Origin of the sequence: Siphonobacter sp. SORGH_AS_1065 (assembly GCF_030818595.1) — a bacterium.
In the GTDB taxonomy this organism is placed as follows: domain Bacteria; phylum Bacteroidota; class Bacteroidia; order Cytophagales; family Spirosomataceae; genus Siphonobacter.
The window spans coordinates 1,573,540-1,593,720 of the sequence record NZ_JAUTAM010000004.1 but is presented as its reverse complement, the minus strand read 5'-3'; the positions used below and the strand labels follow the sequence as shown (position 1 = coordinate 1,593,720).

The window sequence follows — 20,181 nt, the reverse complement described above, 5'->3', positions numbered from 1 at the left end:
GTAGCAGGCATCACATACGAGAGGTGAAGAAGACGATTACTTTATGGAGCGAACAACCAATTTTTTTGATACCAAGATTGAATTTCTGAAAGGCGTAGGTCCGCAAAAAGGAGCTTTGCTGAATACAGAATTGAATATTTTTACCTTCGGCGATCTTTTACAGCACTACCCATTTCGCTACGAAGACCGCACTCGTTTTTATCGGATTTCGGAGTTAAGGGAAGATTTACCCGGGGCTCAGATCAAAGGTCGCCTGCGTACCTGGGAGGTAATCGGGGAAGGCCATAAAGCCCGGTTAGTTGCTCAGTTTAGCGATGGTTCTGGAACGATGGAGCTGGCCTGGTTTCAGGGCATTTCGTTCATGGAAAAATCCCTGCACCGGGATGGACAGTACGTAATCTACGGCAAGCCGACGAGCTTTAACGGGAAATTCCAGATGGTTCATCCTGAAATGGAGGTGCTGACGGCTGAAAACGAAAAAGGGGGGCATTGGCAGCCCGTGTATAACCTTACAGAAAAGCTTCGTAAACGCTACGTTGATGCTAAAGCCATTGCCAAATGGCAGCGACAGATTCTGGAACTGGCCGGACACCATATCCGGGAAACCTTACCGCCCTTTCTGATTGAGAAATATCGGTTGGCTTCGAAAATTCAGGCATTGTGGGGAATCCATGTGCCGGGTAATGAGCAACACATCCATCAAGCCAAACGCCGACTGAAATTTGAAGAGTTATTCTACAATCAGTTACGGTTAATAAAACAGAAAATTCTTCGTCGGACGGAATATCCCGGACAGATTTTTTCGGGAACGCAGCTTATTCGGGAGTTTTATGATGCTCATTTACCTTTTGACCTGACCGGAGCTCAAAAACGGGTAATTCGGGAGATTTTCGAAGATATGCGTTCGGGAAAGCAAATGAACCGTCTGTTGCAGGGAGATGTAGGGTCAGGAAAAACGATTGTTGCTTTCATCTGTATGTTACTGGCCATCGAGAACGGAGCTCAGGCCTGCTTAATGGCTCCTACGGAAATCCTGGCCGATCAGCATTTTAAGGGTTTATTACCCTTTGCTGAGGCAATGGGTCTGGGAATGGGTAAATTAACCGGATCAACGCCCAAGAAAGAACGGAGAGTCTTACACGAGGGTTTGCTGGACGGCTCGATTCAGATTGTAGTAGGAACGCACGCTTTGCTCGAAGACATCGTTCAGTTTAAGAACCTGGGTTTAGTGGTGATTGACGAACAGCATCGGTTCGGCGTAGCTCAGCGGGCCAAACTCTGGCAGAAAAATGAAGTCGTATATCCGCACATTCTGGTGATGACGGCCACACCTATTCCCCGGACGTTGGCGATGACTTTGTACGGTGATCTGGATCTTTCGCAAATTGATGAGTTACCTCCCGGAAGAAAGCCAATAGTTACCCGCTGGAAATCCGATCAGCATCGGCTGGAAGTGTTTGGTTTTGTAAGAAATGAGTTACAGAAAGGTCGGCAGGTATATATCGTTTATCCATTAATTGAAGAATCCGAAAAGCTGGATTTCAAGGATTTGATGGATGGTTTTGAAAGCGTCAGTCGGGCTTTTCCGGAATATCAGATTAGTATCGTGCATGGCAAAATGCCCGCGAAGGACAAGGATTTTGAAATGCAGCGATTCGTGAGTCGGGAAACAATGATTATGGTTGCCACGACCGTAATCGAAGTAGGGGTTAACGTACCTAATGCCTCAGTGATGATTATTGAAAGTGCCGAACGCTTTGGCCTTTCGCAGTTGCACCAGCTTCGGGGCCGGGTTGGTCGGGGGGCTGATCAGAGTTACTGTATTTTGATGACGGGCCTTAAGCTCAGCACCGAAACCCGTACGCGAATGAAAGTAATGACCGAAACCAACGACGGCTTCGTCATTGCAGATACGGATTTGCGTCTTCGTGGTCCTGGCGATATGGCCGGAACCCAGCAAAGCGGTGTAGTAGATTTATTACTGGCCGATTTATCAAAAGACGGCGAAATCCTGAAAGCCGCCCGGGAATCGGCTCAGGAAATCCTAAACGAAGATGCCGAACTGGTATTACCGAAAAACCAGGCCATCCGTGAGCAACTCAATCATTTACGGGAGAATGAAAGTAACTGGGCGAGAATTAGTTAAGCTGTATAGTACCTTTGTAATTGAACTCAGTAGTGTATTCATTGTTATGATGGTCTGTAAAACAAAATAGTTTATGAACGTACAATATGTATCCAATGCAAAGGGCAAGGTAACGGCTGTGCAACTTCCTTTAAAGGATTGGCAGGAGGTAGAAAAAAAACTTGAAGCCTTTGCTATTGCAGAAGGCATTAAGGCTGGTTATAGAGAAATGCAAATCATAGAGGAAGGAAAACTACCTGCGAAAACATTAAGCGATTTCTTGAATGAGTTATAAGATTATCCTAACGCCTACTTTTGAGAAAGAGTTTAAGAGGCTGTTGAAAAAATACCCTTCAATTAAGTTAGATATTTTTGAGCTTGGAAAATCATTACAGGATAATCCAATTCAGGGTAGTGAAGTCTTTAAGAATTGCTACAAGATAAGGTTAGCTATTAAAAGTAAAGGCAAAGGGAAAAGTGGTGGAGGACGTGTAATTACTTTCGTAAAAATTACGGAAGAATCGGTATATCTTCTTTCTATTTATGATAAATCAGATAAGGAAACAGTGACAGACACCTATTTAAAACAGCTTTTACTAGATATAAAAGAGTAGAATGAGTCCTTTTTATTTTTAGGTCGAAATTGGAAAGCAGGCTATACAGTCGGTGAATCTGTTCTCCGTCCCCGAAAATAGTCTCAGAGGTTATTCTCCTGCATCTGAGACGCCCTCTACTCAAAATCAAGCGGGAAACTTTCGTGCCGTAAAAGGCTTTTCAGTAATAAAGTGAAAGAGCCAGGCCATGCTTAAACAAAACAAAATACCTGCTGCTACGTAAAGTCCATTTGCCGGAAGATAGCCCTGACGTGCATGCATGACTACGGCCGATAGAAAACAGAGAATAGGTACGTGAATCAGATAAAGGGTATAAGAAAAATCGCCTAGCTTTCGAGCCTTCCCCAAACCAACAAAAGCATTACTACAAAGCACGAGGTATAGAAAAAGGATTATCCCAAGGGAAACCAGCAAGTCGCTTCCAACACTGCCAGAATACCTAGTCAGGGACAAAGTGAAAAGGATGATTACGTAGGAGACAACAAAGGGAGTCTTTAAAGTCTTTCGAACGCAAATAATCTGCCAGCAGGACTCCCAAATACCAGATAATAAAGTAATCAAAAACGATAGTAAAGAGAGCAGGCTTAAAAGGAAACTCTCGATTGAGTATCCAAAGTACCAGAATAAATGCAGAAGTGAAAGACTTATTTTTTCGGAAAAGCCCGTATACAGGAATGTACAATATATAGAACCACCACTCGTAAGTGAGCGACCACAACGGACCATTGGTGCCCCAGGTAGGCGTGTACACATTCTGTACAAAAAGCAGATTACCAAGGAGGGTCTGTAAGCGATGGTCGGTCTGGATGAGAGCGTTGATGGAAGCGTAAGCGGTTTGAGAGTGGTAAATCGGGAATTTTAAAAATAGCCCCAGCTGGTCCAGCAAAAAGGTAAAGGCCAGTGCCGCTAGTAAAGGAGGGTAGATCCGCCGGATTCTTCGCAATAAATAGGCTTTCAGATCAAACGTTTTTTCCCGACAAAACCGCTTGTCCGTACTCCAGTGAATAACAAAGCCGGATAAGATAAAAAAAAATAAAACGGCCTGGTGGGCATACTGAAAAATCGATGAAAGCATACTCATAAAGCCGTCTGCATCTCCCGCCGTCAGCAATAACAGAGCATGAGCAATTAGTACGTAAAGAGCAGTCAGCCCGCGTAAGCTGTCCAGCAGAACTAAGTTTTCTGGAATGATCTTTCGTATTTGCATAAACTACGCTGTCTCGACAATAAGGCCACTAGTGTGGGGTTGTTACCTCGATGGTTGGCAAAGGTATCCAGGAATCTTAATAGAAAATGGTATGTCCTAGCGTACCTTACTAAACCACGTTTGAACCCTGCTTGCCCATTACTTCTATTACCACTACTGGCGAAGCGGATTTGTAAAGCTCGCCTCACCCGAATAACACCAGGTATACATACCGTTGAAAACCAGAAGTAACAAGCTTTCGGAAAACATCCGATGTAAAGCTGCTTCATTAACAGAAAAGTAAAATCACAGAGGCAGAGGAAGACGGAAACCACTGGGCCGTGGAAGCTTACTGCTATCTTTTCTCGCCCGAAAGTCCTATTTTTGTAAATCTATCGTCTTCCACTGAAGCGTGGAACGAAGTACATCGGCGTCATTGTTGATATTATAGATTCTAGTCTTTTGTTTCCATACCATAGCATCATGAATTTCCCCGAATACAAAAACCTCGATTATGCCGCCGTTGCCGATGAAATCCGGCAGTTCTGGAAAGAGAACCGGATTTTCGAGCAATCCATTGAACTGCGGGAAGGTAAACCCAGCTTTACGTTTTACGAAGGACCACCGTCGGCTAATGGTACGCCGGGTATCCACCACGTAATGGCTCGGTCCATTAAAGATATTTTCTGCCGTTACCAAACGCTGAAAGGGCGTCAGGTAAAACGCAAAGGTGGCTGGGATACGCACGGGCTACCCATTGAATTACAGGTAGAAAAAGAGCTGGGTATTACGAAAGAAGATATTGGTAAGAAAATCAGCGTAGAGGAATACAACCGTAAATGCCGGGAAACCGTCATGCGGTATACCGATCAATGGAATGACCTGACCGAAAAAATGGGTTATTGGGTTGATCTGGACAGTCCCTACGTGACTTACCACAACGAATACATTGAAAGCGTCTGGCATCTGCTCAAGCGTTTGCACGAACAGGGTTTACTTTACAAAGGATATACCATCCAGCCTTACTCGCCTGCGGCGGGTACGGGACTGAGCTCGCACGAGCTGAACCAGCCTGGTACGTATAAGGAAGTAAAAGATGTTTCCATCGTGGCTCAGTTTAAAGTAAAACTGACGGGTAAATCGGGTTATTTATTCGATGCTGCCGACAGTGATGAAATCTATATTCTGGCCTGGACCACTACACCCTGGACATTACCTTCTAACTCGGCTCTGACCGTTGGGAAGAACATCACTTATCAGCTCATTCAGACTTATAATCCTTATACGCACCTGCCAGTTAACGTGGTTTGTGCAAAAGACCGGGTAGCTGCTTATTTTCCTGAAAAAGGAAAAGAGGGTGATCTATTCGCTTATCAGGCTGGGGATAAAGTAATTCCCTGGAAAGTGCTGATGGATCTGAAAGGGGAACACCTCGAAGGTATTGAATACGAACAGTTAATGCCTTACGTACAGCCTGAAACTCCGGCATTCCGGGTAATTTTAGGTGATTTCGTAACGACAGAAGACGGTACGGGTGTCGTTCACACCGCTCCTACTTTCGGGGCGGACGATTTCCGGGTAGCCCAGCAGAATGGCATCCCGGCGATCATGGTAAAGGACGAAACGGGTAAGGATGTTCCTCTGGTAGATAAACGCGGTCGTTTTGTCAAAGAGGTAACGGACTTCGCCGAAGAGTTTGTCAAAGAACAATACTTATCGGATGCTGAAAAGGAGACTGAACGTGAAAAGCAGGGTCGGGATAAATACCTTTCAGTGGATGAACGCATCGGGATCTTACTGAAAACGGAGAACAAAGCCTTCAACGTTCAGAAGTTTGACCACACCTATCCCCATTGCTGGCGGACGGATAAACCCGTATTATATTATCCGCTGGATAGTTGGTTTATCAGAACAACGGCTAAAAAAGACGAACTCGTTGCTTTGAACAAAACGATTAACTGGAAACCCGAGAGCACGGGAACGGGTCGTTTTGGGAACTGGCTGGAAAATCTGGTGGACTGGAACTTAAGTCGTAGTCGTTACTGGGGAACGCCCCTGCCGATCTGGCGTAGTGAAGACGGTGAAGAAGTTTGCATCGGTTCCATTGAAGAGCTGAAAGCGGCTTTAACGAACGCATTAGCAAGTCCAGCCTTAACCGCCGAGCAGAAAGCATCCAACGAAAGTTATCTGGCGAAAGTGGGTACAGGAGATTTTGATTTACACCGTCCTTATGTCGATGATATCTACTTCGTTTCGGCGTCTGGTAAAGTAATGAAGCGGGAGTCCGATCTGATTGATGTGTGGTTTGATTCGGGAGCGATGCCTTATGCTCAGTGGCATTATCCCTTTGAAAATCAGGATATTTTTGAAAAGAGCTATCCTGCTGATTTCATCTCCGAAGGAGTTGATCAGACGCGGGGCTGGTTCTTTACTCTGCACGCAATCTCGGGGATGCTGAATAATTCAGTCGCCTTCAAGAACGTTGTTTCGACGGGTTTGGTACTGGACAAAGACGGCGAGAAAATGTCCAAGCGGAAGGGTAACGTAATCAATCCCTTTGAAGCTTTAGGCAAATACGGTACCGATCCGATTCGTTGGTACATGATTACCAACTCAAACCCCTGGGATAACCTGCGGTTTAATCTGGAAGGTGGCGTAACTGAAGTGCGTAATAAGTTTTTCGGCACGCTGACCAATACCTATAATTTCTTCGCTCTGTACGCGAATCTGGATGGATATACGGCGGATGAGGCCAACCGCGTGCCTTACGAGCAGTTAAGCGAAATGGATCGCTGGATTCTTTCGAAACTCAACTCGCTTATTAAGGATGTGGATGGTTTTTACGCTGATTACGAACCTACCAAAGCTGGAAGGGCAATTCAGGATTTTGTGTCTGATCACTTGTCTAACTGGTACGTTCGTCTGTCACGCCGACGTTTCTGGAAAGGTGAATTAACGGCTGATAAACGAGCTGCCTTCGAAACGTTGCAGGAGTGTCTGCTGAAAGTAGCTCAGTTAATGTCGCCGATTGCTCCGTTCTATTCCGACTGGTTATATCGGAATCTAACGATTGGTAATCGCGATTCGGTAGTGGCTTCTGTTCACTTGACGGACTTACAGGCGTCAAATCATAACTACATCGATCCAGAACTGGAAGCTTCCATGGAGCTGGCTCAGCGGGTATCTTCGCTGGTTCACTCGATTCGGAAGGTTAATAAAATCAAAGTACGTCAGCCGCTTTCGCGGGTGCTGGTACCTGTACTTAACGAGTACACCAAACAGCGTCTGGCCCGGGTAGAAGAGCTGATTAAGGCCGAGGTAAACGTGAAGGCAGTAGAACTGCTGGACGATGCTTCAGGCGTACTGAACAAAAAAGTGAAGCCTAACTTCAAAGCTCTCGGACCCAAATTTGGACCGAAAATGAAAGAAGTAGCCGCTGGGATTCAGGCCATGAGTACGGCTGATATTGCCGAACTCGAAAAAGCTGGAACGCTGACGGTAGGCGGAGCTCATGAAATCACGGTTGCTGATGTAGAAATTCTGACCGAAGATTTACCCGGCTTCCTGACGGCTCAGGAAAATGGTTTGACGGTGGCTCTGGACGTAAGTATCTCGGAAGAATTACGCCACGAAGGTATCGCTCGCGAGTTTGTCAACCGGATTCAGAACCTGCGGAAAGACAGCGGTTTCGAAGTAGCTGACAAAATATCCATCTCCGTTTCAACGACGGAAGAACTGGTAAAAGCAGCCCTGGAAGCCAATCGTGAATACATCTGTACGGAAGTACAGGCTCTGAGTCTAAATGTACTTGAAACCCTAACAGATGCCGTCACAGTTGATCTGGACGAGGTAGAATTGAATGTGAAGGTGGAAGTGGTAAGCTAATTGATTCAGTAATCAATAGTTATGAAAACGCTGGCAAGGCTATAGTCTTGCCAGCGTTTTTGTTTATAGCAAAAAATAGTTGACAAAATATTTTTCCATTAAGTAAAGTTTATTTTACATTTGGTAAAAATAACTTTCCTATTTAACAACTATCTAATGCAATGAAAACTCGTTTCCTTTTTCCTCACTGGTGCAAGCCACTGGGCTGGTGGTTAGCCATTCCATTTCTGATTTTAGGTATCATTTATGTGAGCCGCTCCAATTTTATGGAGCAATTTGAACCCTACGCAAGCTATTTTGAAGTTAAAATTCCTAAGTGGCTGGTGATAATCGATGATGAAGATTTAGACATTCAAAATTTCGTTAGCAACAATATTCTGGACGAAATCATTACCATTGGTCTTACGCTAGGTTTACTATTTGTGGCTTTTTCAAAAGAAAAAGTCGAAGATGAATGGGTGGCTCAGGTACGCCTTGAATCATTGCAATGGGGTGTGCTATTAAATACTGTTTTTATTATTCTGGCAACCTTGATGGTATATAGTTTTAAATACCTCGACGTTTTGATCTACAATGTCTTTACGACGTTGATCATTTTCATCGTCCGCTTTAACTGGGTTTTATACATTCAGCCTTCTCTTTTTAAAGGAAAACGAGTGACGCCCATGATTTGAGACAAAAGAGGAAACACGCATGAAAAATACCATTCGCGTAGAGCGAGCGATTAAAGACATTACACAGGCTACGCTGGCGGAAGCCGTGCAGGTGTCCCGCCAAACAATTAATGCCATTGAAGCGAATAAATACGTGCCTTCTACGGTGCTGGCTCTCAAAATAGCCCAGTATTTCGGTAAACCGCTTGAGAGTATTTTTGAACTCGAAGAAGGTGATTAACTGAAAAAGCCAGCTCGACAAGCTTGTCGGGCTGGCTTTTGTGCACATCATCGTAGGTTTACTTCTTCACTACTGCAACCAATGCGGTTTCCTGTAGCTCCGCCGGACGGGTTTTCGTGTTAATAAACTTCATGGTTAGCTTACTGATGTGGTAATGTGGAAAGCGTTTCAGAATGGTTACTTCATAGCCTCGTTCACGTAATAGATCAAGGTATGAAGTTTCGATGAAGAGTGGGGTTTCAGCGGGAATTGAAGGTAACTCTTCCAGTATCGTTGCCGTATGGGGCACGTTCGCGTAAAACTCCAGAGCAAAATTGATGGGATTATTACGAATGACGGTAACGCCCTTTATTTCTGGGTGTTCATTAATATAATCCGCCGCTGTGTTCCCAGACTGATACCGAATAATGTCGGGGTATAACACTGCACTGTAAATTCCGTTCATCAGCACCGAAGCCATAAAGCATAACACGACGACGTTGGTAATGCTTTTGGCCGGAAAGAAATATAATAGACCTCCTGCGACAACAGCCACAACGATTCCTACCACTAAAGCATGATTGATATTAATGAGGTAAATTCCTAACAAGGTGCTCAAAAAAAGGATGATAGCAACGAAGTACTGAAAGTAAATGACCCGTTTTGTCGTCGTTTCGTTGGTGATCTGAGCTAGATAAAAAGCAGTCAGAATACTAAAGAAGGGAAACAGGATGTTCAGGTAATGCGGTAACTGAAATTTAGAAGCCGAGAAGATAATAAAGGAAAACACGGATGTTCCCACTACCACGTATTCACGATCTTTCCAGCCGTTTTTATTAAATAACCGCGTGAAGATAGCGGTATATAATAAGGCCGACCAAGGCAGAAAAGCCCAGAGGAGCGTGTGGGTATAAAACAGCGGATCGCCACTGCCTTTGATGGGACCCGTATTCATAAACCGCCCAAATTGACTTTCCCAGAAGAAAAAGTAAAGCCCTGAAACGCCCGTTTTCCCAAAAACTACCTTCTCTGGATGTAAGTCAAACTGCACATATAAGGTGTAAAGCTCTGGCATTGAAAAAAGAGCAGTCAGGAAAATTGCCAGATACCATTTGGGTGAGATGAATTGCTTCCAGTCGCCTTTGACAACCCATTCAATCGCAAAACCAGCTCCGATAATAATAATCACGAAAAGCCCTTTAGTCATAATGGCTGCCGCTGTCCAGAGCGAACCCCAGAGAATAGGCCAGAGCGTGTGATTCCGATAGGCTTTGTAAAAGAAATAAACGCTGGCAATGCCCATTCCTGTTAGGTAAGGTTCCGCCCGTACATCGACGTTGGAGATTAGTAGATGCTCGGCAGTCAGGTAAAAAAGTACGGCTAACTGAGCCACGGTAGTGGAATAAAGTAACCGGGCAAGTTGATAGGTGTAGTAAGCACCAGCCAGCCAAAAGAGGAAAGGCGGCAGTTTATAGGCAAAAGAGGTATACCCGAAAATTTTATAACTAATGGCCGTAACCCAGAATGGAAAGTGGGGCTTGTCGAGCCAGTCGTCGCCTTCAAGGGTCAGGTTAATGAAATCGTTGGCCTGAGCCATGTTTTTAGCAATGGTAGCGTAAAGCGTTCCGTCCGTTTCCAGGATGGGCGTGAAAAGGCCGAGGGCATTCAGAATAATCCCGAGAACAAGTAACCAGCTAAAATGACGTTGAAGGGTTGGCTCCAGCGGCGAACGAAGGCCAGCGGTCATACGACTGAAAGTAAAAAATCTGAGAAAAGAAATGAGCTTCAAAAGTAAGACCCCAAGCCGGGTTTCAGGATAATCGACCTCTAAAATCTTGGAAAAGGGATTTAGCCAGAGCCAATTTTACGGGAACTGGCACGGTATCTTTCGGGATATTTTCGCTTGTTTTACTCAACCTGAATCACGCAAAGGTTGTAATGGGTGCGAATCTTAACTCAAACCCAAGGCTCTATTTACTTCAGAAACGACATTTCAACGTATGATTAATCTGGATTTCCTGCAAAAAGTTTATTGGCGAAACACCGTTCAGGATTACCTCATTACCCTGGGGATAATCATGCTAGGTCTGCTGCTGGTAAGGCTTTTCAAAAAGTACATTATTGCCAAACTGAAGATTCTGACCAGCCGTACCAAGAGCTATTTTGACGATTACCTCGTCGATAGTATGGATCGTTTCGGGATACCAGCTCTGAACTTTGCGGTGATTTATTTCGCTCTGGATTTTCTCCGGCTTTCCCGAAAAGTAGATAAAATCGTTACCATTGCCACGACGATTATTATTACCATTCTCGTCATTCGGATTCTTTCATCGGCCATTTTGTTACTTCTTCAGGCAAATTTGCGTCGACAGGCTCAGGGGGAGGAAAAAGTCAAGCAAATGGGCGGCTTAATGCTCATCATTAATAGTATCATCTGGATACTTGGCATTGTCTTTCTCATCGATAACCTGGGGTATAACGTCTCAACGATCATTGCCGGTCTGGGGATTGGGGGTATTGCTATCGCTCTGGCAGCTCAGAATATTCTTGGCGACGTCTTTAATTACTTCGTGATTTTCTTTGACCGTCCGTTTGAAGTGGGTGACTTCATCATCATTGATACCAAAATGGGCGTGGTGGATTACATCGGGCTGAAAACCACGCGTATCAAAAGTCTTTCTGGCGAGATGCTGGTTTTTGCCAACAGTGACTTAACGGGCTCGCGTATTCACAATTATAAGAATATGCAACAGCGGCGGGTGGTTTTCAAAATTCAACTGGATTATAAAACGCCAGTGGAGCGACTGGCCGAAGTATCGGCCCTGCTAAAACAGGTAGTGGAGGAGCAAAGTCCTGTTCGGTTTGACCGGGCTCATTTCATGAATTATGGAAGCTATGGCCTTGAATATGAGATTGTTTATTTTGTGCTTGATGCCGATTATACGGTTTATATGAATGTACACCAACGGGTGAATATCCGTATTTATGAAGAGCTTCAGAAACGCGGCCTTGCCTTTGCCTTACCCACGCAGTATCTCTATATTTCCGGGATGGAAAAAGATACAGATTCATCCGCCCGGATGCAGTAGAATAAAAAGTAACGATTATTTCAGCATTTTACCTGAAATATCAAAAGTGTATTTTGCTGATTCCCAATAAAAAGTTATCTTTGCGACTCGTTTTACAGAACTGCTTGAATAAAGCTGATTCTCAAGAAATTAAGCCGGTTCCCGGTACATCGATAACTCATAAAATTGTATTACTATGGCACGGGTTTGTCAAATCACGGGCAAGAAAACGCAGACGGGTTTCAACGTCTCGCATGCCAACAACAAAACGAAGCGTAAGTTCTATCCAAACCTGCAGACGAAGAAATTCTTCATCCCTTCTACAGGTGAGTGGGTTCAGATCAAACTTTCTACGCAAGCAATCCGCACGATCAATAAGAAAGGCATTGAAGCCGTTCTGAAAGAAGTAGGAGCTCAATTCTAATTTATTAATTAGAAGAAAAAAGGCCTTGGCATTTTCGTGTCAAGGCCTTTTTTTCGTTTGAGAATGACAAACCCATGCGAAAACTGATTACCTATCTGACTGATTTTATCCGGGAAGACTTCAAACCCTCGTTATATGGGGTAACGGCCCTCTACATGGCCGCCTGGATTACGCTGAACTATACGATTGATCTGGAAGATAGTATTATCGATAGTTATCGCGGTAGCTGGATTCGTCTGGTTTTGTTTTTTGTGCTTGATGCGACGGTCTACCTAAGCGTAGCGGCTTTCTGGCTGTTTTCGCACGGAAAGCAGACGATTCTAAAAACCCCAAAATTCTGGCTTTTCAGTGTATTTGGCCTGTTTATTCTGGCCTGGTGGCAGGATTATACGGGTTACCAACAGCTTACAGAGTTTCCGGTTTTTGAGCATATCTATAGTTTTGCTCATTACTGCTTTTCTAACCTGAGTTCAGCCCTGACCATTTGGTTACCCCTTTATATTTTCTACCGTTGGGTGGATCGGCAATCTTCTTACTTTTACGGTTTTCGGCCCGATGGAGCCAGCTTGAAAATGTACGGGTTAATGTTACTCCTTATGGTTCCATTAATTGGTTGGGCTTCTTTTCAACCGAGTTTTCTGCAAACCTATCCCGTTTATAAAGGATGGGGAGCGGCCGAAGCGTTGAAGCTACCTAATTGGGTAACTGCTCTTATTTTTGAATGCTGTTACGGTTTTGACTTTATTTCGACAGAATTACTCATCCGTGGGTTTCTGATTATTGGAATGGCCCAGGTTCTGGGACGCGGAGCCGTGTTACCAATGGTTGCGGTGTATGCCTGCATTCATTTTGGTAAACCGCTTGGCGAAACCATTGGGTCCGTTTTCGGTGGGTACATTCTGGGAATTCTGGCTTACGAAAGCCGTACGATCTGGGGAGGAATTGCCATTCACCTAGGTGTAGCCTGGCTGATGGAAATGGGAGCTTTTCTACAAAAGCTTTGGTAGGTATAATTGAGGATGAAAAGAATTTTGACTTGATGATTATCGACAAATAATCCACAGAATCAGGGATAATTTTGGTAATTAAAAAAGATCTTTAAACTTCAGTGAGTTTTATTGTCTGATTGTCAACTTATAGTAACAGAGCTCCTTAACGATAGAATTCAACGAAGTTATATGTTGAAAAAAAGTACACTGATCATAGCCGGAGTAAGTATGGTGGCCTGGGCCACTTATGTCATCTGGTCGAATAAAAATCGGCACATTGCCCTGCCCCCCGCAGACGTGCAGTATCGATCGTTTGCAGAAGTAGGCCGCGATTCAGGTCGGGGAAACCTGATTGGAATTCAACCTTACATGTTAGCCGTTGATTATTCCAGCGAAGAGGCCTTTTTCCAAAAGCTCAATGGCTATTTTGCTGAAGCTCGCCGCAAAGGCTGGCTGAATCGCAAAAGCATTGTGATCTTACCCGAAAATATCGGATTATGGTTAGTCGTGGCCGGTGAAAAACGCGAAGTATACACGACGTCTCGCCTTGATGAGGCCATGAAAACGCTCAAATACAGTAATTATTTCTCGTTTCTATCGTCACGGATGCAGGCTCCACCGGGCATTAAGGATCAGGCCAGTTATGCCTTGTTATCCATGAAAGCGATGGACATGGCTACGATTTATCAGCAGACTTTTTCACATCTGGCCAGCACCTATGATGTAACCATTGTTGCCGGAACGATTCCCTTGCCTGAACCTTCTATTCGCGAGGAGAAATTGATGTTTGAAGAGCAAGGTTCGCTGTACAACGTTTCGGGGGTGTTTTTACCCGATGGCTCGCTAGGGGGATTGGTTCGCAAAACACATTTAAGTGAAACGGAGCGTAAGTTTATTACACCCGGAAAAATCACTGACTTATCTGTTACTGAAACACCTGCCGGAAATTTGGCGGTATTAATCAATCAGGATTCCTGGTTTTCAGAAGCTTATACTACCATTCGCGGAAAAAAACCAGCCATAGTGGCCGTTCCTGCGATCATTACCATGAATAACTTTTTCCGGGTTCCCTGGTCGGGTTATAAAGAGTACCTGACGCCCGCCGATGCCCGGGACGATGTTTCGAAAATCACCGAAGAGGAGGCCTGGCAGAAATACAGCTTCGTTGGCAGAGCCAATAAAGAGGCGAATATCAAAAGCGGTATGGGAGTCTTTCTGCACGGCGAACTCTGGAACCTAGGTTCAGATGGGGAGACACTAATGGTGCAGGATACGACGTTCTACGAAGGAAAAAACACCCAGGGGGCTAGTTTGTCCTGTTTGTGGTTATAAAGCCAGCGTAAATAAGCACGGATTCATTCTGGAAAACCCTCGGGGAAGCCTACTTTTGCGGTTTAGTCCAGGTACGTACTGACCGATCTTAAACTCAGCAAGGTAACAGCTATCCCGTTCAGGGATATCCTTCCGTATGAATCGTATTACCACTTCAATTCTCATTGCTCTCGTGGCAGGTGTGTTTTTCATCCCTTTTTTAGGGAATGTCCATTTGTTCGACTGGGATGAAATCAACTTCGCCGAAGCTGCCCGGGAGATGATTGTTCTCAAGGATTACCTACGTGTACACATTGATTTTCAGCCTTTCTGGGAAAAACCACCCTTCTTTTTCTGGCTTCAGGCCCTAGCCATGAACGTCTTTGGGGTAGGAGAGTTTGCCGCTCGTTTGCCTAATGCCATTTGTGGAATCGTTACGCTGATTTTATTATACCATCTGGGCGAGCAGCTTTTCAACCGCCGTTTTGGCCTGCTGTGGGTAGCTTGTTACTTCGGTTCTATTCTGCCGCATTTATATTTTCGCTCCGGGATTATCGATCCGTGGTTTAACCTCTGGATTTTCCTGGGCTTAAACGGAGTGATCTTCTTCCGCTGGAAAAAAGACCGCTTTAGTATTCGATTACCTAAAGGACAGTGGTTTTATTTATTGCTGGGCGGATTCTTACTCGGCATTGGTATGCTTACCAAAGGCCCCGTCGCATTCATTATCGTTTCACTGACGTTGGGCGTATACTTCGTTCTGAACGGCTTTAAGTTCTACATCAGCCCTTTACAATTCATCATTTTTGCATTAATGACGTCGGTGGTAACGGCCATGTGGTACGGCATTGAAACCTACAAAAATGGATTCTGGTATCTTCAGGAGTTCATTAAATACAGTTACCGCTTGTTCTCTACCCCCGACGCTGGTCACGGTGGTTTTCCGGGGTATCACTTCGTCATTCTATTTTTTGGCTGTTTTCCCGCCAGTACGTTTGCTCTGCGAGCCCTGAGCTTCCGAAGTCAGCCCGGAGAAACCGATTATCAGCGGGATTATCAGAAGTGGATGGTAATTCTGTTTTGGGTGGTGTTGATCCTGTTTACAATAGTCAAATCGAAGATCGTGCATTATTCTTCGATGTGTTACTTCCCTTTGACGTACCTAGCAGCCCTAACGTTGCAACGAATGTGGGAAGGACGTGTGAAGTTCAGTACCTGGATGAAGGTAAGTCTGGTGCTTTCGGGTGGCATTTTCGTGCTGTTAACCATCGCTTTACCCATCCTTTCTAATCACATTGACTGGATTCAATCGAAAATTGCTAACGATACATTCGCCGTAGCTAACCTGGATGCCAAAATTACCTGGACGGGCTGGGAAGCCACACCTGGCGTAGTGCTGGCGATGGTTCTGGCTGCTGGGTTATACTTCTTTAATCGTCAGCAATACTCCAAAGGCGTTACGACATTGTTTCTGGGAACAGCAGTTTTTATTACGCTAACACTCGGCTTCTTTATTAACCGAATTGAAGGCATTTCACAGGCGGCAGCCATCCGTTTTCTGGAAGCCCGGCAGGGGGAAGATTGTTACATTGTTACCTATCGTTACCGGAGTTATGCTCCCTATTTTTACGCTCGTCAGCAGCCCGGTCGCCACTTAAGTAGTTGGCAGGATGATTGGGCTTTACGTAGTCCTGAGGTAGATAAACCTGTATATGTCATTACTAAAAACTACTTTGAAGCTGAAACCGATACCATGCCACAACTGCAAAAAATAGGCTCCGAAAATGGCTTTGTCTTTTATAAAAGGAAGTAATCGTGTTGTTCATTATTAACTAATAACAGTAAAAATCTTAGTATAACAGAGAAGGCCGATGATGATTAGTCACCGGCCTTCTCTGTTATAACTTATCAGAAAACTAAAAACTTAACGGCTTACCGAGGTCGTTTTAGCTGTTTTTTTCTTCATGAAATCACCGCGGGAAAAGAATTTCTCGATCATGCAGTAGAGTAGAATGAAGAAATAACGACTACCCATTTCCTTAATTTTAAGCTTCGATTCACCGTATTTCCGGTTCGTCCAAGAATTGGGAATAATTTCGAAAGAATACCCCCGAACGTAAGCTTTCAGCGGTAGCTCAACCGTGAGGTTAAAGTGCGGAGAAAGAAAGGGTTTAATTCCTTCAATCGTTTCACGTTTGTAGAGTTTAAAAGCGTTGGTGGTATCGTTATACTTAATGCCAATCATCATTCGAATGATCAGATTGGCTACCCGGTTAATCGTCTTTTTTAAGGCTGGGTAATCAATGACTTTGCCTCCTTTTATCCAGCGGGAGCCGAAAACGGCGTCAGCATCGGTTTCCCGCATTTTATAATAATATCGCACTAAATCCTCGGGATCGTCTGACATATCAGCCATCATAACCGCTACGCAATCGCCCGAAAAACGCTCCAGACCATACCGAACGGCATACCCAAAGCCATTGGGGCCCAGATTGGTTTCATAATGGAGCGTTGGAATTTGCAGGGATAACTGCTGTAAAACCTGTAAGGTATTGTCTTTTGAATTATCGTTAGTGACGAAAATCTCGTGTTCAATTCCTTCCCGAGCTAATGTTTTATACAATGACAGCAAGGTTTCAGAAATAGAATCTTGTTCGTTGTAAGCTGGAATAACAACACTGAGTTTCATAAAAAGGGAAGGATTGGACGAATGGACGATAATTGATAAATGAATAGCAAAGATAGAATTTCCTGGCACTATTTCGATATTAATCAGTGGAGTAACTCAGGGTTTAACAACAGAAACGCCGGACTTTAAAGCCCGGCGTTTTTTCTGTTATTCTAAAAATTCAAACTAGGCGTGACGCAGACGTTCAGCGATTCCATCGTGGATCTCTGAAAGCGTCGACGTAATGTCGTACGTCCAGTTCCAGCCGGGATAATGAGCTTTAAATTTCGATAAATCGGAAACGTACCAGATGTGATCACCGATGCGGTTGGTGTCTGAATACGTATAATTCATGGTGTTACCCGTGATTTCCTCACATACTTTGATGGCCTCCAGCATGGAAACGTTGGCAAAACGACCCCCACCGGCGTTGTACACTTCGCCTGCTCGTGGATTCTGATAGAAGTGCCAGAACATATTCACCAGGTCATGAGCGTGGATATTATCCCGAACCTGCTTGCCTTTGTACCCGAAAATGGTATAAGAGTTACCCGTAATGGCACATTTCATCAGGTAAGATAGGAACCCGTGTAACTGTGCTCCCGAGTGGTTGGGTCCTGTCAGACAGCCTCCACGGAAGATACCCGTTTTCAGACCAAAATACCGACCGTATTCCTGTACGAGTACGTCAGCCGCTACTTTTGAAGCTCCAAATAAGGAGTGTTTGGTATGGTCAATGCTTAAATTTTCATCGATGCCATTCTCATAATAGGCATGATCTTCCGCGATTTCCCAACGAGTTTCGGTTTCTACTAAGGGAAGGAAGTTAGGGTTATCTCCGTAAACTTTGTTCGTAGAAGTAAAAATGAAAACGGCTTCTGGGCAGTGCAGACGAGTCATTTCCAGTAGATTAAGCGTACCCGTAGCGTTTACCGAGAAATCCGTGAAAGGCTCGCGGGCAGCCCAGTCGTGGCTGGGTTGAGCAGCCGTGTGTACAATTAGCTTAATGTCTGCACCAAATTCCTTAAAAATTACTTCCAGCTCTTCAACAGAGCGAATATCAGCGGTACGGTGAACGTAGTTGGAATATTTTTCTTGAATGCGGTTTCGGTTCCATTCGGTGTTACCATCCGTTCCAAAAAAATATTGCCGCATGTTGTTATCAACACCGACAACCATATCAAATTTATCTGCGAAGAAAGAAACTGACTCACTTCCAATCAACCCGGCAGAACCCGTTACTAAAGCAATGTTCATGTGTTAAAGGTTTAAAAAATGATTTAAGCAAACAGACTATTGAAGATCAAGCAATCCCAACACTAATTTAATATTTAATGCAAAAAAAGCGGCACTGAATATATCAAGTACCGCTTTTCAGCTATAAGTGTTTTCAAAAAAGGAATTAATTATGAGTAGATCCCTTCTCTGACAATAATTTAAGACGAATATCTTCGGCACGCTGAGCAACACCTTCTTTATCAGGCCAATTTTGTTTCAACTGTGCCGCAGCACTATCAGGAGAAACGCCGTAAACAGTTTTGTTGTTCTTACGAACGTCAGGCTGGTCGATGGTATTCGCGTTTTGATAGGAGCAGGAAGCCAGCAGGCTACCTAGCATAAGAACGGATAATATCGTTTGTACTCGCTTCATAAGGAGAATGATGTCAGGGACTGGCTGCAAAAATAGCTAGCAAATGATTCAGGACAAACACATTATTGGATTTTCCTGTTCAACAAACCTATGAATTAACTTTGAGTTTGAAAAAAGTGGGAGAATTATTCGAAAATCGTTCGCTGTAGTGCATCCTCAATTATCTTTACTCCTCTTAGTTTGTCCGCCAACATTATGATCCAACTTTTTCTCGAAAGCCTGTTCTGGTTGCTGATTTTCCTGGTGTTTTATACCTATTTGGGGTATGGCATTTTTCTCTGGTTTCTGGTAAAAATCCGGGGAAAGAAAAAAAGTCGCTTTAACGCCGACTATCAGCCCGAAGTAACCCTCGTGATTCCGGCGTATAATGAAATGAATTGCTTGGCTGAGAAAGTACAGAATTCATTAACCCTGAATTACCCGGCTCATTTATTAAAAATTCTTTTCGTCACCGAAGGCTCGACGGATGGCAGTACCGAATGGTTACAGCAACAATACGGTAGTAACGAGCGAATTTCAGTAATGGGGGGGGCCCAGCGGCGGGGAAAAATCGAAGCCATTAACCTGGCCATGCAGCAAGTACACTCCCCACTGGTGATTTATACCGATGCCAATACCAATCTGAATCCCGATGCTATCCCTAATATTGTCCGGCATTTTGCTGATGCGGAAGTTGGGGCCGTTTCGGGAGAAAAACGGATTCAGACCTTTGATAATGAGGCAGCGGCGGGAGCTGGAGAAGGGTTGTACTGGAAATACGAATCTTTTCTGAAAAAACTCGATACCGATTTACACAGTGTTGTAGGAGCCGCCGGCGAATTATTTGCCATCCGAACGGAGCTTTATGAGCACGTTGAAAAAGATACTTTGCTCGACGATTTTATGATCTCCCTGCGAATCGCCAGTCGTGGCTTTCGCGTAGTTTACGATCCCGAAGCGTATGCTCTGGAGCGACCTTCGTTTTCAATTGGAGACGAGAAAAAACGTAAAGTTCGCATTGCAGCGGGTGGTTTCCAGTCCATTGCCCGCTTGCCGCACTTGCTCAATATTTTCCGCTATGGCTGGCTTTCGTTCCAGTACATTTCTCACCGACTGATGCGTTGGGCGGTAGCTCCTTTTGCCTTACCGCTGATTTTTCTGATCAACCTGTTACTGGCATTGATGACTGAAGGCTGGTTTTACCCAGCATTATTCATTGCTCAGGTTGGTTTTTACGCGGCGGCTATATTGGGTTACTATTTCGAAAATCGAAAGCTTCGCATTAAGGCATTATTTGTGCCCTATTACTTTTCCTTTATGAACTGGTGTGCGATTCTAGGCTATTTCCGTTATAAAAACGGACTGTCTTCGGGAATCTGGGAAAAGGTGCGAAGGGCTCAATAAGGTC

Annotated in this window: 17 protein-coding genes; 12 read left to right on the top strand and 5 right to left on the bottom strand. The window is 44.4% G+C overall.

Annotated features, from left to right (window positions below; translation table 11 throughout):
- Positions 1-43: 43 nt before the first annotated feature.
- The 3 genes from recG to QE390_RS07220 all read left to right on the top strand — a co-directional run bounded on the left by recG (position 44) and on the right by QE390_RS07220 (position 2,739).
- A complete protein-coding gene (gene recG / locus QE390_RS07230; RefSeq protein WP_307141635.1) occupies positions 44-2,146 on the top strand; it encodes an ATP-dependent DNA helicase RecG in 2,103 nt (700 codons plus the stop codon).
- Between the two features lie 73 nt (positions 2,147-2,219).
- Positions 2,220-2,420 carry a hypothetical protein gene (locus QE390_RS07225; protein ID WP_307141634.1) on the top strand — a complete coding sequence of 67 codons (201 nt, stop codon included), beginning with the start codon at positions 2,220-2,222 and terminating at the stop codon, positions 2,418-2,420.
- Positions 2,410-2,739 (top strand): type II toxin-antitoxin system RelE/ParE family toxin, encoded by a 330-nt coding sequence (locus tag QE390_RS07220; RefSeq protein ID WP_307141633.1) that lies wholly within the window; start codon positions 2,410-2,412, stop codon positions 2,737-2,739. Before QE390_RS07225 ends, QE390_RS07220 begins: the two co-directional genes overlap by 11 nt.
- A gap of 439 nt (positions 2,740-3,178) precedes the next feature.
- Here QE390_RS07220 and QE390_RS07215 read toward each other — a convergent pair whose 3' ends face one another.
- Positions 3,179-3,946 (bottom strand): acyltransferase, encoded by a 768-nt coding sequence (locus tag QE390_RS07215; protein WP_307141632.1) that lies wholly within the window; start codon positions 3,944-3,946, stop codon positions 3,179-3,181.
- Positions 3,947-4,408: 462 nt separating this feature from the next.
- On the opposite strand from QE390_RS07215, the gene ileS reads away from it, so the two are divergent.
- From ileS to QE390_RS07200, 3 genes are all read left to right on the top strand, one after another.
- Entirely contained in the window at positions 4,409-7,810 is a 3,402-nt protein-coding gene (ileS, locus tag QE390_RS07210; protein ID WP_307141631.1) for an isoleucine--tRNA ligase, read from the top strand.
- 161 nt (positions 7,811-7,971) lie between these two features.
- Complete coding sequence (locus tag QE390_RS07205; protein WP_307141630.1) at positions 7,972-8,484, top strand: hypothetical protein; 513 nt, start codon at positions 7,972-7,974, stop codon at positions 8,482-8,484.
- A 19-nt stretch (positions 8,485-8,503) separates the two neighbouring features.
- Complete coding sequence (locus QE390_RS07200; RefSeq protein WP_106637433.1) at positions 8,504-8,704, top strand: helix-turn-helix transcriptional regulator; 201 nt, start codon at positions 8,504-8,506, stop codon at positions 8,702-8,704.
- A gap of 58 nt (positions 8,705-8,762) precedes the next feature.
- On the opposite strand, the gene QE390_RS07195 is transcribed toward QE390_RS07200, so the two are convergent.
- Positions 8,763-10,430, bottom strand: a complete 1,668-nt coding sequence (locus QE390_RS07195) for a glycosyltransferase family 39 protein (RefSeq protein ID WP_307141629.1) — start codon at positions 10,428-10,430, stop codon at positions 8,763-8,765.
- A 253-nt stretch (positions 10,431-10,683) separates the two neighbouring features.
- On the opposite strand from QE390_RS07195, the gene QE390_RS07190 reads away from it, so the two are divergent.
- From QE390_RS07190 to QE390_RS07170, 5 genes are all read left to right on the top strand, one after another.
- A complete protein-coding gene (locus tag QE390_RS07190) occupies positions 10,684-11,772 on the top strand; it encodes a mechanosensitive ion channel family protein (RefSeq protein ID WP_232793756.1) in 1,089 nt (362 codons plus the stop codon).
- A gap of 175 nt (positions 11,773-11,947) precedes the next feature.
- Positions 11,948-12,175 carry a 50S ribosomal protein L28 gene (rpmB, locus tag QE390_RS07185; protein WP_106637435.1) on the top strand — a complete coding sequence of 76 codons (228 nt, stop codon included), beginning with the start codon at positions 11,948-11,950 and terminating at the stop codon, positions 12,173-12,175.
- A gap of 74 nt (positions 12,176-12,249) precedes the next feature.
- Complete coding sequence (locus QE390_RS07180; RefSeq protein ID WP_307141628.1) at positions 12,250-13,182, top strand: type II CAAX prenyl endopeptidase Rce1 family protein; 933 nt, start codon at positions 12,250-12,252, stop codon at positions 13,180-13,182.
- Positions 13,183-13,353: 171 nt separating this feature from the next.
- On the top strand, positions 13,354-14,496 hold the full coding sequence (locus tag QE390_RS07175) for a nitrilase-related carbon-nitrogen hydrolase (protein WP_307141627.1): 1,143 nt from the start codon (positions 13,354-13,356) through the stop codon (positions 14,494-14,496).
- 136 nt (positions 14,497-14,632) lie between these two features.
- A complete protein-coding gene (locus QE390_RS07170) occupies positions 14,633-16,288 on the top strand; it encodes a glycosyltransferase family 39 protein (protein WP_307141626.1) in 1,656 nt (551 codons plus the stop codon).
- Positions 16,289-16,399: 111 nt separating this feature from the next.
- On the opposite strand, the gene QE390_RS07165 is transcribed toward QE390_RS07170, so the two are convergent.
- The 3 genes from QE390_RS07165 to QE390_RS07155 all read right to left on the bottom strand — a co-directional run bounded on the left by QE390_RS07165 (position 16,400) and on the right by QE390_RS07155 (position 18,794).
- Positions 16,400-17,164, bottom strand: a complete 765-nt coding sequence (locus tag QE390_RS07165) for a glycosyltransferase family 2 protein (protein ID WP_106637439.1) — start codon at positions 17,162-17,164, stop codon at positions 16,400-16,402.
- Between the two features lie 165 nt (positions 17,165-17,329).
- The gene (locus tag QE390_RS07160) at positions 17,330-18,400 is read right to left on the bottom strand and encodes an NAD-dependent epimerase/dehydratase family protein (RefSeq protein ID WP_106637440.1); all 1,071 of its coding nucleotides are present in this window, start codon (positions 18,398-18,400) and stop codon (positions 17,330-17,332) included.
- A 145-nt stretch (positions 18,401-18,545) separates the two neighbouring features.
- Positions 18,546-18,794: a hypothetical protein gene (locus QE390_RS07155; RefSeq protein ID WP_157830385.1), complete on the bottom strand. Its 249-nt coding sequence runs from the start codon at positions 18,792-18,794 to the stop codon at positions 18,546-18,548.
- A 195-nt stretch (positions 18,795-18,989) separates the two neighbouring features.
- Here QE390_RS07155 and QE390_RS07150 point away from each other — a divergent pair, with 195 nt between their 5' ends.
- Positions 18,990-20,177 carry a glycosyltransferase family 2 protein gene (locus tag QE390_RS07150; protein ID WP_307141625.1) on the top strand — a complete coding sequence of 396 codons (1,188 nt, stop codon included), beginning with the start codon at positions 18,990-18,992 and terminating at the stop codon, positions 20,175-20,177.
- Positions 20,178-20,181: the final 4 nt, after the last annotated feature.